Raw genomic sequence first — 13,498 nt, forward strand, 5'->3', positions numbered from 1 at the left:
TTGCTATAATTTTTTTTACTAAATTATTTTTTTTAAATTTGCAAAAAATATATTTGTTTTTTACAAAAAATACAATCAGACTAATATGAACTATCAACTGGACGAAATAGACAAGAAAATTCTTGATTTCTTAGTAGAAAATACAAGAATGCCTTTTACTGAAATTGCAAAACAGATGGATGTTTCTGCTGGAACAATTCACGTAAGAGTGAAAAAAATGGAGGATGCGGGTATTATTTTGGGATCATCTCTTAACATCGATTACAGAAAATTAGACTATCATTTCACTGCTTTTATCGGAATTTTATTAACAAAATCTAACAGAACACAAGAGGTTCTGAAAGAATTGTCAACAATTCCTAATGTAATTGAAGCGAGCGTTATTTCAGGAAAATATAATATCTTCTGTAAAGTAAGAGCTAAGAATACTGATGATGCTAAAAGAATTATTTATCAAATAGATGATATTCAGGATGTAATGAGAACTGAAAGTATGATCTCTATGGAAGAATTCTTAAGCGATAAAAACAGATTGATTAACGCGATCTCTATTTAATCAAATTTTAAACGAATTATATAAAAGAACTTATGAAATCTCTCATAAGTTCTTTATTTTTGTACCTATGGAAGAATATAGCTATTTTGACGAAGATCCGAAGAAAGGATGGGGATTTATAGGAGCGTTTGCTGCCTTGATGTTGTTTACAATTATGGGTTTCGGAATTGATCTTGATGAATATCTGCAACATGAGACACTGAACATTCCGGCTTGGTATTCCTATGCTATTTTCACAATTGATGCCTTAATGGTGGTAAGTCTTATTTTAATGTTTTTTTACAGAAAAATAGGGATCTTTGCTTTTCCGGCGTTGCTTGTTTTGCACTTCTTTATGCATAATTATTATTTGTCAACGTTCCTGTATACAGACGTTACCAATCTTTTCCTTTTTACAGGATTCGGAATGTTGGCTATTATTCCGAAATGGAAGTTTTTTAAATAGTCTTTTGATTAAAAAAATATAATATTTAGAATGGGCTTTTAGTCCGTTTTTTATTTAAATATAAAATCACGATTAAAATAAAAAAAGCATCCTAAAAAGGATGCTTTTCATATATAGGTAAGAATATATTACGCTAAAATTCTCTTCACAGCTTCTTTTACAGCAGCAGCGTCGATTTTATATTTTTTCATCAATTCAGCAGGTGTTGCAGATTCTCCAAAAGAATCATTTACCGCTACGAATTCCTGTCTTGTAGGTCTTTTTCTAGCCAACATTCCCGCAACAGATTCACCTAAACCACCAAGGTAGTTGTGCTCTTCTGCAGTTACAATTTTACCTGTTTTTTCAACAGATTTCAAAATGATTTCTTCATCAAGAGGTTTAATGGTGTGGATGTTGATCACTTCACAAGAAATTCCTTCTTTTTCAAGCTCATCAGCAGCAACTAAAGATTCCCAAACCAGGTGACCTGTTGCAACGATCGTTACATCAGTACCTTCCTGAAGCATAATTCCTTTTCCGATTTCGAAAGGCATATCTTCCGGCATGAATACAGGAACAGCTGGTCTACCAAATCTTAAATATACAGGTCCTTCATGATCAGCGATGGCAATGGTAGCTGCTTTTGTCTGGTTGTAATCACAAGGGTTGATTACCGTCATTCCAGGAAGCATTTTCATCATACCGATATCTTCCAAAACCTGGTGAGTAGCACCGTCTTCTCCTAAAGTAAGACCTGCGTGAGATGCACAGATTTTAACATTTTTTCCAGAATAAGCGATTGACTGACGGATCTGGTCATAAACTCTTGAAGTAGAGAAATTAGCGAAAGTTCCGGTAAAAGGAATTTTTCCTGTGATGCTAAGACCTGCAGCAAGACCCATCATGTTAGCTTCTGCAATACCTGTCTGGTAAAATCTTTCCGGAGCTTTTTCAATGAATTGTTCCATTTTCAAAGATCCGATAAGGTCTGCACAAAGTGCTACAACATTCGGGTTTGTATCAGCAAGTTCAGCCAATCCAGCTCCGAATCCTGAACGTGTATCTTTTTTTTCTGTATATGTAAATTTCATTTTTTTCTAATTATTTTATTACTGATTACTTTTACTCATTACCAATTATTAGTAATCAGCAGGAGCTTCTAGATATAATTGCTTGAATGCAGTATTCAATTGCTCATCGTTTGGAGCTTTTCCGTGCCAAGCGTGAGTTCCCATCATAAAGTCTACACCAGCTCCCATTTCTGTATGAAGAATGATTGCTACCGGTTTTCCTTTTCCTGTTTCAGATTTTGCTTTTTCAAGAATAGCAATTACCGCTTCCAGGTCGTTACCATTTTTCTCTTCCAAAACAATCCATCCGAAAGCTTCTAATTTTGCATGAAGATTTCCTAGAGAAAGTACATTTTCTGTGCTTCCGTCAATTTGTTGACCGTTATAGTCGATGGTAGAAATGATATTATCTACTTTTTTTGCTGCAGCATACATAAATGCTTCCCATACCTGACCTTCCTGCAATTCACCGTCTCCATGTAGAGAGTAAACTAAAGAGCTGTCTCCGTCTAATTTTTTACCTTGTGCTACCCCAAGAGCTACAGAAAGACCTTGTCCTAAAGAACCAGAAGCGATTCTTACACCAGGAAGACCTTCATGAGTCGTAGGGTGACCTTGCAATCTAGAATCTAATTTTCTGAAAGTACTTAACTCATCAACAGGGAAAAAGTCGAATCTAGCCAAAGTAGAATAGAATACCGGAGAAATGTGTCCGTTTGAAAGATAGAAATGATCTTCATTTTTACCTTCCATCGTGAAAGGAAGATTATAGTTCATTACCTTTCCGTAAAGGGCTGTGAAGTATTCAGTACAACCTAAACTTCCACCTGGGTGACCAGAATTTACAGCGTGAACCATTCTTAAAATGTCTCTTCTGATTTGCGTAGTAAGAGATTTTAACTCTTCGATACTTTTACTCATTATATAAGATTTATTTTGCACGCGAATTTACAATTTTTTACTGGGTTACGGAAATGCAAAAATCCGGACGTAAAATCCGGATTTTAGTTTTTATTTATTTAAGGCTTAATAATTTAATTAAACCACTTTCAAATGCGATTGATGTCTTACCAGCCACAAACCGATGAAAGTAAGCAACCCGTTTAAAACAATTAATTCAACACCAATTCTATAATCGGTGTAAGTAGTTATAAGATAATTAATCAAATACGTAGCAATCGGAGCCAAAATAGTGACTGCCAGAATTGAATATTTTTTTGAAATCTGAAATTTGGTGAAAATTCCAAAGGCAAAAAGTCCTAAAAGCGGTCCGTAAGTATATCCGGCAATTTCCATAATCAGATACACGATCGATTTGTCATTTAATGCTTTGAAAATCATAATTAAAATAAAGAAAACAATTGTAAAAGTCAAATGAACTTTCATACGAAGTCTTTTTTTCTCTTTTTCAGTTTTGGTTTTGTCTTCATTTAAATTTAATAAATCTACACAATACGAACTGGTAACGGCCGTTAAAGCTCCGTCTGCAGAAGGGAATAATGCCGAAATCAATCCGATAATAAAAATAACCGAAATAATCATCGGGAAATGCCCCTGAAGAGATAACGCAGGGAAAAGATCATCTCCCATAATATTTTTGATTTCACCTGCAGAATCCTTAAACCCGAAAATATTGGTGATTGGATCTCCAGCTATTTGTCCGTATTCAGCACCGTTTTGTAATGCGAAAAGATAAAGAAGACCTCCTAAAAACAAGAACGCAAGATTTACAAAAAGTAAAGTTCCTGCAAAAGTCAACATGTTTTTCTTAGAGTTTTTAAGATTGTCAACAGAGATGTTTTTCTGCATCATTTCCTGATCAAGACCCGTCATGGCAATCGTGATGAAGATCCCTCCTAAAATTGTTTTTAGGAAAAAGGTCTTGGAATTAGGATCGAAATTAATGAAATGGGTATAGTTTTTCTGTTCTAAGATGGTATAAGCTTCTCCGAAAGATAAATTTAAATTGGATAAAATATAAACGATACAGGCAATCAAACTGATAATCATAAACGAAGTCTGCAAGGTATCTGTGATGACGATGGTTTTTACACCGCCTTCAAAAGTATATAAAAGGACCATTAATAAAAGCACCAAAGCAGTCAGCCAAAATGGAACTCCTAAACCTTCCAATAAAAAAATCTGTAAAACATTCACGACCAGATATAATCTTGCTGTGGCGCCAATCGCTCTTGAAATAATAAAAAATATAGACCCGATTTTGTGCGCTTCAACATTGAATCTTTTTCCTAAATACGTATAAATAGAAGTAAGATTCATTTTATAATATAATGGAAGCAGGATCGCAGCGACAATAAAATAACCGATAAAAAAGCCGATCACCATCATGTAATATTCGAAACCACCGAAGATGTACTCACTTCCGGTCATTTTTCCAACGGTTCCCGGTACGGAAATGAAAGTGACTCCGCTTAAACTCGTTCCGATCATTCCGAAAGCAACAAGCCACCATTTGCTTTTTTTGTTACCAATGAAAAATGATTGGTTATCGGAATTTCGACTTGTAAAATAAGAAATTACCAGAAGACCGATAAAGTATACAAAAACAAACAGCAAAAGGACAGTTCCTGAATTCATGTTTACATTTTAATTTCAGCAAATATAGTTTTTTTCTGTTCTGTTGAAAAAGAAAAAACCTTCCGGATTGTAATCCGGAAGGTTTCTGTATGGTCACCTATTTAAAAATAGTTAGTGCGCTTGAGTTTGATTCACTAAAACGTCCTGAAGCTCGTTATGTTTCTGGAAACTGGCTTTTGCAAAAGGACAAAGCGGAATAATTGTTTTTCCGTTTTTTCTTGCAAACTCTACTGCTGCCAAAAGCATTTCTTTGCCAACGCCTTTTCCGTTGTATGCTTCTTCTACCTCAGTGTGGTCTATAATAAATCTTTCTTCTCCGGCCCAAGTGTAGGTCATCAATCCTGCGTGGTTTCCGTCTATGAATGCTTCAAAATTTCCGTGTTTTTCGTCGTTCTTTTGTTTTACTTCAATCATATTATGAGAATTTTGTTAATATTTCTATGTCGTTTGTTAGTATTTTATGTACAGGGCAAGCGTCCGCAATCGTGTGAAGTCTTTTTAACTGTTCTTCATCAAGTTCTGTTCCTTCAAAGGTTATATCTCTTTTGAAAACTGCTCTTTTGGTTAAAGGGAAATTCTCCAGTTCTACTTCTACGTTTACTTTTTCAACATCCCATTCTTTTCTCTCGATATACATTCTCAAGGTAGCTGCAGTACAGCTTGCCAAAGAAGTTGCCAATATTTCAAATGGGTTGAAGCCTTTGTTTTGCCCGCCTTTATCAACTGGTTCGTCCGTGATAAGAGTATTTTCACCGGCAATAACCTCTGTATAATATTTTTCTTTTCCTAAACTTGCTTTTACGGTGACTGCCATTATTTTTCTGTATTGAATTGATAACTTAATGCTCCGGAAGGACAGTGATCGATCTGATCTTTAAGCTCCTGAGCCGTTGCATTTTCTGCTTTTATCCAAGGTCGTTCCTTGGGATTGTAAACTTTCGGAAGCATTTTTACGCATACCGCTGAGTGAATGCATTTCTGAGGCTGCCAAATAACCGTAATGTTTCCATTGATATATTCGTGTCTTTCCATATTAGTCTTGATTTAATGATTTTTCAATTCTTCTGTCCGGAATCAGCCACATCAAAGCCGTAAGATAATAAAACCCTATGGCAAGGTAAGGATAAAAAAATGAAGTCGCGATTCCTAAAGCATATAAAACGATGGACGCATATTCTTTAAATTTAGAAGAAATAGCTTCTTTTAATTTTGAACTTTCTCCCTCTGATTTTATGATAATATTTTCCAAAATGGTGTAAGCTACAGCGCACATGACCAACGTTATACCATAGGTCGCCACCGGATTTTCTGCAAAGCGTGTGGCTCCGATCCATTCTGTTGCAATAGGCATGAGTGACAACCAGAACAAAAGATGAAGATTGGCCCAAAGAACACTTCCATTGATTTTTTTTACCGTTTGAAACAAATGATGGTGATTGTTCCAATAAATTCCGACATAAATGAAACTGAAAATATAGGCCAAAAACTTAGGAAGAAGAGGTTTGAGATCATTCCAGCTACTGCCTTCCGGTACTTTCAATTCAAGAACCATGATAGTAATGATAATAGCCAAAACCCCATCGCTAAATGCTTCCAGTCTACCTTTTGTCATCAGTTTCTAATTTGATTTTTAAAATTTTCAATCTTAGTTTTCAAATCCTTCAACATCTCAGGATTGATTACTCCGCTCTCCAGATCAAAATTTTCATAAAACTTCGAAAGTGAAAAAGTTTCTTTAATATCGGCACCAAATTGAGGAAAGAATGTTTTCGCTGTGTTCATCACATTTCCGCCGCCAAAACCTCCCGGTGAAGTTGACATCAACAACATCGGTTTATTCTGGAAAACTTTTACATTGATTCTTGAAGCCCAGTCAAAAACATTTTTAAAAGCAGCACTATAAGATCTGTTATGTTCTGCCAATGAGCAGATGATCACATCGCATTCTTCAATAACTTTTAAAAAGTTGTGTGCTTCATCCGGAAAACCTTTCTTTTCACGATCTACCGAAAAAACAGGCATATCAAAATCATTCAGGTCGATTAAATTAATTTCCTCTTGCTGAAAATCTTTCAAAACAAATTTTACCAGTTCTCGGTTGATCGAAGTGGAAGAAGTACTTCCTGCAAATGCCAATATTTTCATCGTTTATATTTAAATTTTCTTAAGGTTTTCTATTTAAAATAGCTTTCGGAAGCGGAACATATTCTTCCTCGTCACCCGGAACCAAAGGAAAAGCATTGTGATTCTGATCGTGCCAATTTACTTTTGCTTCGTCTATGACTTCTTTGTTTGAATTTACAAAATTCCAGAATATAAAACGTTCTTCTTCAAACGGTTCACCACCGAAAAGATAAACAGTTCCGTTCTCACTCATTTCGAATTCGCACAATTTGGTGTCTTTGGCGATCATTAATTGTTTTGAACCGTAAGAATTTCCATCCGTAGTTACCGTTCCGTCTAAAACATACATGGCAGCTTCTCCGTAAAGATCTTTCCCAATGCTTATTTTTTTTGCATCTTTTGTTTTAATTTCAATAAAAAACAATTTGCTGTGAACCGGAACCGGAGATGTTTTCCCGAATGCTTCTCCGGCAATTAATTTATACTGAATTCCGTCTTCTTCCCAAACTGGAATTTCATCTGCTTCAATATGATGAAAAGTCGGCTCAGATTGCTCCAAGTGCTTTGGTAATCCTACCCAAATTTGGAAACCATGAAGTCTTTTATTAGAATTTCTCAGGTATTCAGGGGTTCTTTCTGAATGGACAACACCTTTTCCGGCAGTCATCCAGTTTACAGCACTCGGCTTGATTTCAAGAGCACTTCCGATACTGTCTCTGTGGAAAATTGATCCTTCAAGCAGGTAAGTTAAAGTAGATAAACCAATGTGCGGATGCGGAGGAACGTCAAGATTTTGATAATCTTTCAATTCGGAAGGTCCCATATGATCGATAAAAACGAAAGGTCCGACTGCTCTTTTTTCACGGAAAGGTAAAAGTCTTCCGACCAAAAAGTTTCCTATATCTGCTGATTTTTCTTCAATGATAAGTCCTATGTTTGACATGATATGTAATGAGGTTTTATATTTTGTTTAAACGAATGTAGTGAATTTTCTAGTGTTTATGGTGCTTTTGGAATTTTTTATTATTACAGAATGAAGCTTGGAAGGTAATTTTTTAAATAACTTAATTTCAATCTTAATGATGATTTTAGACTAAGATTGAAATTAAGTTGTTAAGAGAAAATTATCACTTCGTTTTGCCTTTTTCAGAATGATATATCCTTGTAATGCAATTATATAAAGTTAAGAAAAAAAGAAATAACTGAGTTTTAAGTTTGTTTTAAATCTTAATCAGCTAAATAACCGAATTTCCCTAAATTATAATCTTCAAAAGCCTGTATGATCTCCTCTCTGGAATTCATAACGAAAGGACCATGTGGAAAAATAGGTTCCTTCAACGGTTGTCCGCTTATGATTAGTACAACAGCATCTTCCGTTGCTTCCAATGTGAAATTCTCCCCTTCATTTTTGAATAGAGCCAAATGATCGGTTGCCACTTTTTGTTCACCGTTTACAAGAATGCTTCCTTCAATGACCAAAGCTGCTGTATTGAAATCTGCAGGGAAATCAAATGTTGCTTTTCCTCCTTTCTTCAGTTTGGCATTCATCATATGTACCGGACTGAAAGTTGTTGCAGGACCTTTCTGGTCTTTATACGCTCCGGCAATAATTTCTATGAATCCGTTTTCATCCAGATCCACTTTTTTCATATCAGAGTTTTTAATAGCCTGATATTTTGGATCACTCATTTTATCTTTTGAAGGAAGGTTGACCCAAAGCTGAACCATTTGAAAAATTCCCCCTTCTTTTGCCCATTCCGTTTCATGATATTCTTTGTGCAGAACTCCTTTTGCTGCCGTCATCCATTGTACATCACCTTGGCCGATAATTCCGCCGCCACCTGCGCTGTCGTGATGTTCTACTTTTCCCTCATATGCTATTGTTACGGTTTCAAAACCTCTGTGAGGATGTACTCCCACACCTCTTGGTCTTTCAGTTCCGTTGAAATGAAATTTTGAATTGTAATCAAGCATAATGAAAGGATCCATTCTTTTCATATCCATTCCGCTTACTCCGGGAATGAAATTATGCACTCTAAAACCATCGCCTACAAAATGGGCAGGTTTTGGAGATACTACCATTTCTACCTTTTTAGTTGCCATATTATTGTATTTTATAGAACAAAGGTAGGGTAGTTTAGAATCAAAAGCATTGACCTGTGGTAAGTAGCATTCTTGCTTTAGTCTTCCTTGGATCTCATGTTTTTTCCGTCTGAAATATGAAGTCTTCGGAAAACCAATCCTGAAATGATCGTAAGAATTCCTACTGTAAGGAAAGTGTATCGGAAAGCATTGTGAATTTCTCCTTTGATGAGGTCTGTGTTTTCAAATATTTTTAAAACAATTAATCCAAAAGCAATTCCGAAACCGATTGCTAATTGCTGATTTACCGATAATAATGAGTTTCCGCTGCTGGTCTGGAAATTCCTTAAATCGGCAATGGAAATTGTATTCATGGATGTAAACTGAATAGAATTGAAAAATCCCAAAATAGCAATAATGGGGATAAACCAATATAAAGAAGTATGAATATCAGGAATGGCAAGCAAACAAATTAATGTTCCGATGATAAACGTATTGAACATTAAGGTTTGTCTGTAGCCGAATTTATCTAAAATTTTAATGACATAAGATTTTCCAAACATAGCGGTTATTGCCATGGGTGCGATAATCCAGCCTGAAGTTACTGCCGATTGTTTGTAAGCAATCTGAATCATTAAAGGTAATAACAAAGGGACGGAGCTGATTCCCAATCTTGTTGCAAGATTTCCGATAATTCCTACACGGAAAGTTCTTACCTGAAGTAAATTTAAAGGAAAAATAGGACTTTCATCTCTTTTAGCATGTTTGTAATAATAGTACATACAAAGGAAACCTAAAATAAAGACCACCAAAACGGGGGTTGTGTTTTGCATATTACCAAAAAGTTCCAATGAAATGGAGAGGAGGAGAGAGGCTGCTGCAAAAATTAAAAATCCTTTCAGGTCAAAATCTACATCTTTTGAAGTATAATTAGGCATAAATTTTAGTCCTAAAATGATTCCCAGAACTCCAATCGGGATGTTGATCAGAAAAATCCAATGCCACGAAAGATAATCTACCATGTATCCACCGACTAAAGGTCCCAAAACCGGTCCGATAAGAGCCGGAATAATGGCGTAATTCATGGCTTTTAATAATTCATTCTTATCAAAAGTTTTAATAAGTGCCAATTTTCCGACAGGAGTCATCAAACTTCCTCCCACTCCCTGAATCACTCGTGAAATAACTAGGTGAGTAAGGTTTTGTGATAGTGAACAGAATAATGAACCTAAACTGAAAAGCACTAAAGAAAAAATGAAAACCTTTTTTGTTCCGAATCTGTCTGCTAAAAATCCACTTGCGGGCATGAAAACAGCCAATGTTAAAACATAACTGATGATCGCATTCTGCATATTAAGCGGAGATTCTTTCAGGTCTTTTGCTATAGAAGGTAAAGAAGTATTTAAAATGGTAGAATCCAGCATCTGCATGAAAATTGCTGTAGCAAGAATCAAGGGTAATATTTTTTTTATTGAATTGGGCTGCGAAATTACTTCTGACATTTTTTTAGATTTAGACTTCTCTTACGTTTTTAAACTTCTAAAATTTATTATAAAAGTTTCCAGACTGATATGCTGTACCGAATACCATCAGTTCCTTGGATAAAGAAATCTATATAAAATTAAAAAAGTCTTGTGAGATTTCACAAGACTTTCTGATTTATTTTCTAGGTTTTTCTACTCCTTTCCATTCGTCACCTGCTTTTCTGTACTGGCTTAAAATGTAAGTTTTGAAATCTTTTGTTTTGTATTCGATATTATCGTTGTTCTGCTCAAACGGCATGATGTAGTAATATTCTACGTCTGTTTTATCCGTCTTCGTTCCTTTTTTTACAGATGGAACGTATTTTGAAAATTTATAGTTTGGAAGATATTGCTTTAGTCTTGTATAGAATGCTTTATCTTCTTTTTCGTTAGGAATAATATCTACGATGTTGAAGTCGTCATTTTTCTTGTCAATCCAAAGATAATAGGTTACCTCTTCTTTAGTCTTTTTGTTTAATGAGTTAAAAGCAAAAAGTTCTTTTGATACTAATTCTTTTATTTTTTCAGGATCAACTTTTGTAAAATATTCACCTTGAGAAGGATCTACATACGTTTCAAGGTTATACATCAATACAGAATTGTTTACAAAGTTTTTGTTTTTAAAGTACTGGTTAAGAGATAGCTCTGCAGTAGCTCTAAGCTCTTTCCCTCTTGCATCCAATTTTTTAGTAGGATTTTGAGGGTTTACTTTTTTTACAAACTCATATAAAACGATAGGTTTTACATCTTTAAGGTGTGGGTATGTTTTAAGTTGCTCAGCTTTTGCTAACCAATAATATTGTTGATAGTAATCATCTTTTTCATTATCCTTTACCGTTTTATACGTTAAGGCAAGTTTTTTTGAGTTTAAATATTTGGCAAATTTACCTTGTCCAAAAGCAAAACTCATGGATAATAAAGCAAAAAAGATAGTAATGTTTCTTTTCATTTTCTTATAATTGAATTTTTCGATTTCCAAATATAATTATTTATTAGATAATATTTTTTATTGTCGGTTAAATTATGTGAATATTATTATGGTTAATTCAAAAAAAAATCCTGTATCGCTACAGGATTGATAAAATTATTTTTTTGAAATTAGAATTTTAAGTGAGGATGAATGCTTTAAACCACTGTTTTTAAGAAGTTAATCCTTATTCTATTCTCTGTTTTCTTTACTTATAAGATGTTTCATGTACCCTTACCGCTCTTCCGCTTGGATCGTTCATTTTTTTGAAAGCTTCATCCCATTCTAAGGCAATTGGCGTAGAACATGCCACTGAAGGGACAGAAGGAACTGTTGCTGCAGCCGTTTCACTTGGGAAATGTTCTTCAAAAATCGTTCTGTAACGATATTCCTCTTTATTTTGAGGGGTGTTGAGAGGAAATCTGAATTTTGCATTGACCATCATTTCTTCAGTAACCTCTTTTTCTGCGACTTCTTTTAAAGTGTCGATCCAGGAATAACCAACCCCATCAGAAAACTGTTCTTTTTGTCTCCATACAATCGATTCAGGAAGAATGTCTTCAAAAGCTTTTCTTAACACCCATTTTTCGATTTTACCATCTGCTGTGCTGATCATTTTGTCTTTAGGATTGATCGACATAGCAATATCCATAAACTCTTTATCTAAAAAAGGAACACGACCTTCAATTCCCCAGCTCATTAAGGCTTTGTTGGCTCTCAAACAATCATACAAATGAAGTTTTTCCAGTTTTCTTACCGTTTCATCATGAAATTCTTTGGCGTTCGGAGCTTTATGGAAATATAGATAGCCACCAAATAATTCATCAGAACCTTCTCCTGAAAGTACCATTTTTATTCCCATTGATTTAATCACTCTTGCCAAAAGATACATCGGTGTAGAAGCCCGAATCGTGGTGACATCATATGTTTCCAGGTGGTAAATCACATCACGAACAGCATCCAGACCTTCCTGAATGGTAAAGTTGATCTCATGGTGAACAGAGCCAATGAATTCGGCTGCTTTTTGTGCTGCGACTAAATCCGGAGAGCCCACTAAACCGACTGCGAAACTGTGTAATCTTGGATACCAAGCTTCCTGAGTATCTCCACTTTCAATTCTTTGTCTTGCAAATTTTGCAGTAATTGCTGAAATGACAGAAGAATCCAGTCCTCCGGAAAGTAACACACCATAAGGAACATCGCTCATTAATTGTCTGTGAACCGCATCTTCAAGCCCTTTTCTTAATTTAGAAATATCAGTTTCGTTATCTTTCACATGATCGAAATCTTTCCAGTCTCTTTTATACCATTGCTGAAGATCAGCTCCGTCTTTACTGTACAGAAGATGTCCCGGAAGAAAAGTTTCAATGGTTTTACAAACCCCTTCCAATGCTTTTAATTCTGAAGCTACATAATAGTTTCCGTTTTTATCCCAACCGTGATACAGTGGGCAGATTCCCATATGATCTCTTGCGATAAGGTAAATATCGTTTTCAATATCATATAAAGAGAAAGCAAAAATTCCGTTGAGTTTTTCCAGAAAGTCCTTTCCGTATTTTGTATAAAGCGCTAAAATTACTTCACAATCCGATTGGGTCTGAAACTCATAATCAGGAAACTCTTCTTTGAGTTCACGATGGTTGTAAATCTCTCCGTTCACGGCTAAAACAACACTTCCGTCTTTGGTAAATAAAGGTTGTTTTCCTGAAGAGGGATCTACAATAGCCAGTCTTTCATGAGAGAAAATTATTTTATCATTTTGAAATACACCACTCCAATCAGGGCCTCTATGGCGGATTTTCTTAGACATTTCCAGTACCTGAGGTCGTAATATTTCTGTTTTTTGTTTGGCATCAAACAAGCATACAATTCCACACATTCTTTTCTATTTTTTGATGTGACAAATGTAGAATGAGTGTTTTAAAATAACAATCAAAAAGTGGTAATTGATTTATTTTTTATTTTTAAAATGTATTTTTTATGTAAAAAATTCTATTTAATTAGAATTTTATTTTATTTTGAAGGAAATTTTTAATTTTGAATTACTATTTACGAAATAAAAATGATATAAAAATTAATCTATGTTAATTAATATGATATTTTTTTATCGTTTATTTGTAATTCGAAATAATTTTTTTTCATCATTTGTGT

General features: G+C 34.7%; 15 protein-coding genes. 2 read left to right on the forward strand and 13 right to left on the reverse strand.

Going from position 1 to position 13,498, the window contains the following annotated elements:
* Nucleotides 1–85: 85 nt before the first annotated feature.
* Together LV842_RS07385 and LV842_RS07390 are read left to right on the forward strand one after the other, a co-directional pair.
* A complete protein-coding gene (locus LV842_RS07385; RefSeq protein WP_233110813.1) occupies nucleotides 86–556 on the forward strand; it encodes an Lrp/AsnC family transcriptional regulator in 471 nt (156 codons plus the stop codon).
* Nucleotides 557–623: 67 nt separating this feature from the next.
* Nucleotides 624–1,001, forward strand: a complete 378-nt coding sequence (locus tag LV842_RS07390; RefSeq protein ID WP_233110814.1) for a hypothetical protein — start codon at nucleotides 624–626, stop codon at nucleotides 999–1,001.
* Between the two features lie 128 nt (nucleotides 1,002–1,129).
* On the opposite strand, the gene LV842_RS07395 is transcribed toward LV842_RS07390, so the two are convergent.
* The 13 genes from LV842_RS07395 to asnB form a co-directional block, all read right to left on the reverse strand.
* Nucleotides 1,130–2,074, reverse strand: a complete 945-nt coding sequence (locus tag LV842_RS07395; RefSeq protein WP_233110815.1) for a transketolase family protein — start codon at nucleotides 2,072–2,074, stop codon at nucleotides 1,130–1,132.
* Between the two features lie 48 nt (nucleotides 2,075–2,122).
* On the reverse strand, nucleotides 2,123–2,995 hold the full coding sequence (locus LV842_RS07400; RefSeq protein ID WP_317207295.1) for a transketolase: 873 nt from the start codon (nucleotides 2,993–2,995) through the stop codon (nucleotides 2,123–2,125).
* 96 nt (nucleotides 2,996–3,091) lie between these two features.
* The gene (locus LV842_RS07405; protein WP_233110817.1) at nucleotides 3,092–4,651 is read right to left on the reverse strand and encodes a sodium:solute symporter; all 1,560 of its coding nucleotides are present in this window, start codon (nucleotides 4,649–4,651) and stop codon (nucleotides 3,092–3,094) included.
* A gap of 111 nt (nucleotides 4,652–4,762) precedes the next feature.
* A complete protein-coding gene (locus tag LV842_RS07410; RefSeq protein WP_233110818.1) occupies nucleotides 4,763–5,065 on the reverse strand; it encodes a GNAT family N-acetyltransferase in 303 nt (100 codons plus the stop codon).
* Nucleotide 5,066: 1 nt separating this feature from the next.
* The gene (locus LV842_RS07415) at nucleotides 5,067–5,465 is read right to left on the reverse strand and encodes an OsmC family protein (RefSeq protein WP_233110819.1); all 399 of its coding nucleotides are present in this window, start codon (nucleotides 5,463–5,465) and stop codon (nucleotides 5,067–5,069) included.
* Entirely contained in the window at nucleotides 5,465–5,683 is a 219-nt protein-coding gene (locus LV842_RS07420) for a (4Fe-4S)-binding protein (protein WP_233110820.1), read from the reverse strand. Before LV842_RS07420 ends, LV842_RS07415 begins: the two co-directional genes overlap by 1 nt.
* 1 nt (nucleotide 5,684) lies before the next feature.
* Nucleotides 5,685–6,263 carry a TMEM175 family protein gene (locus tag LV842_RS07425; RefSeq protein WP_233110821.1) on the reverse strand — a complete coding sequence of 193 codons (579 nt, stop codon included), beginning with the start codon at nucleotides 6,261–6,263 and terminating at the stop codon, nucleotides 5,685–5,687.
* The gene (locus LV842_RS07430; RefSeq protein ID WP_233110822.1) at nucleotides 6,263–6,796 is read right to left on the reverse strand and encodes an NADPH-dependent FMN reductase; all 534 of its coding nucleotides are present in this window, start codon (nucleotides 6,794–6,796) and stop codon (nucleotides 6,263–6,265) included. Before LV842_RS07430 ends, LV842_RS07425 begins: the two co-directional genes overlap by 1 nt.
* Nucleotides 6,797–6,815: 19 nt before the next feature.
* Nucleotides 6,816–7,718, reverse strand: a complete 903-nt coding sequence (locus LV842_RS07435) for a pirin family protein (RefSeq protein ID WP_233110823.1) — start codon at nucleotides 7,716–7,718, stop codon at nucleotides 6,816–6,818.
* 284 nt (nucleotides 7,719–8,002) lie between these two features.
* Nucleotides 8,003–8,878, reverse strand: a complete 876-nt coding sequence (locus LV842_RS07440; RefSeq protein ID WP_233110824.1) for a pirin family protein — start codon at nucleotides 8,876–8,878, stop codon at nucleotides 8,003–8,005.
* 77 nt (nucleotides 8,879–8,955) lie between these two features.
* Nucleotides 8,956–10,359 (reverse strand): MFS transporter, encoded by a 1,404-nt coding sequence (locus LV842_RS07445; protein WP_233110825.1) that lies wholly within the window; start codon nucleotides 10,357–10,359, stop codon nucleotides 8,956–8,958.
* Between the two features lie 157 nt (nucleotides 10,360–10,516).
* Nucleotides 10,517–11,329 carry a hypothetical protein gene (locus LV842_RS07450; RefSeq protein WP_233110826.1) on the reverse strand — a complete coding sequence of 271 codons (813 nt, stop codon included), beginning with the start codon at nucleotides 11,327–11,329 and terminating at the stop codon, nucleotides 10,517–10,519.
* Nucleotides 11,330–11,555: 226 nt separating this feature from the next.
* Nucleotides 11,556–13,226, reverse strand: a complete 1,671-nt coding sequence (gene asnB, locus LV842_RS07455) for an asparagine synthase B (RefSeq protein ID WP_233110827.1) — start codon at nucleotides 13,224–13,226, stop codon at nucleotides 11,556–11,558.
* Nucleotides 13,227–13,498 lie beyond the last annotated feature (272 nt).

Origin of the sequence: Chryseobacterium gwangjuense (assembly GCF_021311115.1) — a bacterium.
Classification (GTDB): domain Bacteria; phylum Bacteroidota; class Bacteroidia; order Flavobacteriales; family Weeksellaceae; genus Chryseobacterium; species Chryseobacterium gwangjuense.

What these genes read in the sequence shown, in the direction of transcription:
- LV842_RS07385 (WP_233110813.1), top strand. Translation starts at nt 86, where the DNA reads ATGAACTATCAACTGGACGAAATAGACAAGAAAATTCTTGATTTCTTA.
- LV842_RS07390 (WP_233110814.1), top strand. Translation starts at nt 624, where the DNA reads ATGGAAGAATATAGCTATTTTGACGAAGATCCGAAGAAAGGATGGGGA.
- LV842_RS07395 (WP_233110815.1), bottom strand. Translation starts at nt 2,074, where the DNA reads ATGAAATTTACATATACAGAAAAAAAAGATACACGTTCAGGATTCGGA.
- LV842_RS07405 (WP_233110817.1), bottom strand. Translation starts at nt 4,651, where the DNA reads ATGAATTCAGGAACTGTCCTTTTGCTGTTTGTTTTTGTATACTTTATC.
- LV842_RS07410 (WP_233110818.1), bottom strand. Translation starts at nt 5,065, where the DNA reads ATGATTGAAGTAAAACAAAAGAACGACGAAAAACACGGAAATTTTGAA.
- LV842_RS07415 (WP_233110819.1), bottom strand. Translation starts at nt 5,465, where the DNA reads ATGGCAGTCACCGTAAAAGCAAGTTTAGGAAAAGAAAAATATTATACA.
- LV842_RS07420 (WP_233110820.1), bottom strand. Translation starts at nt 5,683, where the DNA reads ATGGAAAGACACGAATATATCAATGGAAACATTACGGTTATTTGGCAG.
- LV842_RS07425 (WP_233110821.1), bottom strand. Translation starts at nt 6,263, where the DNA reads ATGACAAAAGGTAGACTGGAAGCATTTAGCGATGGGGTTTTGGCTATT.
- LV842_RS07430 (WP_233110822.1), bottom strand. Translation starts at nt 6,796, where the DNA reads ATGAAAATATTGGCATTTGCAGGAAGTACTTCTTCCACTTCGATCAAC.
- LV842_RS07435 (WP_233110823.1), bottom strand. Translation starts at nt 7,718, where the DNA reads ATGTCAAACATAGGACTTATCATTGAAGAAAAATCAGCAGATATAGGA.
- LV842_RS07440 (WP_233110824.1), bottom strand. Translation starts at nt 8,878, where the DNA reads ATGGCAACTAAAAAGGTAGAAATGGTAGTATCTCCAAAACCTGCCCAT.
- LV842_RS07445 (WP_233110825.1), bottom strand. Translation starts at nt 10,359, where the DNA reads ATGTCAGAAGTAATTTCGCAGCCCAATTCAATAAAAAAAATATTACCC.
- LV842_RS07450 (WP_233110826.1), bottom strand. Translation starts at nt 11,329, where the DNA reads ATGAAAAGAAACATTACTATCTTTTTTGCTTTATTATCCATGAGTTTT.
- asnB (WP_233110827.1), bottom strand. Translation starts at nt 13,226, where the DNA reads ATGTGTGGAATTGTATGCTTGTTTGATGCCAAACAAAAAACAGAAATA.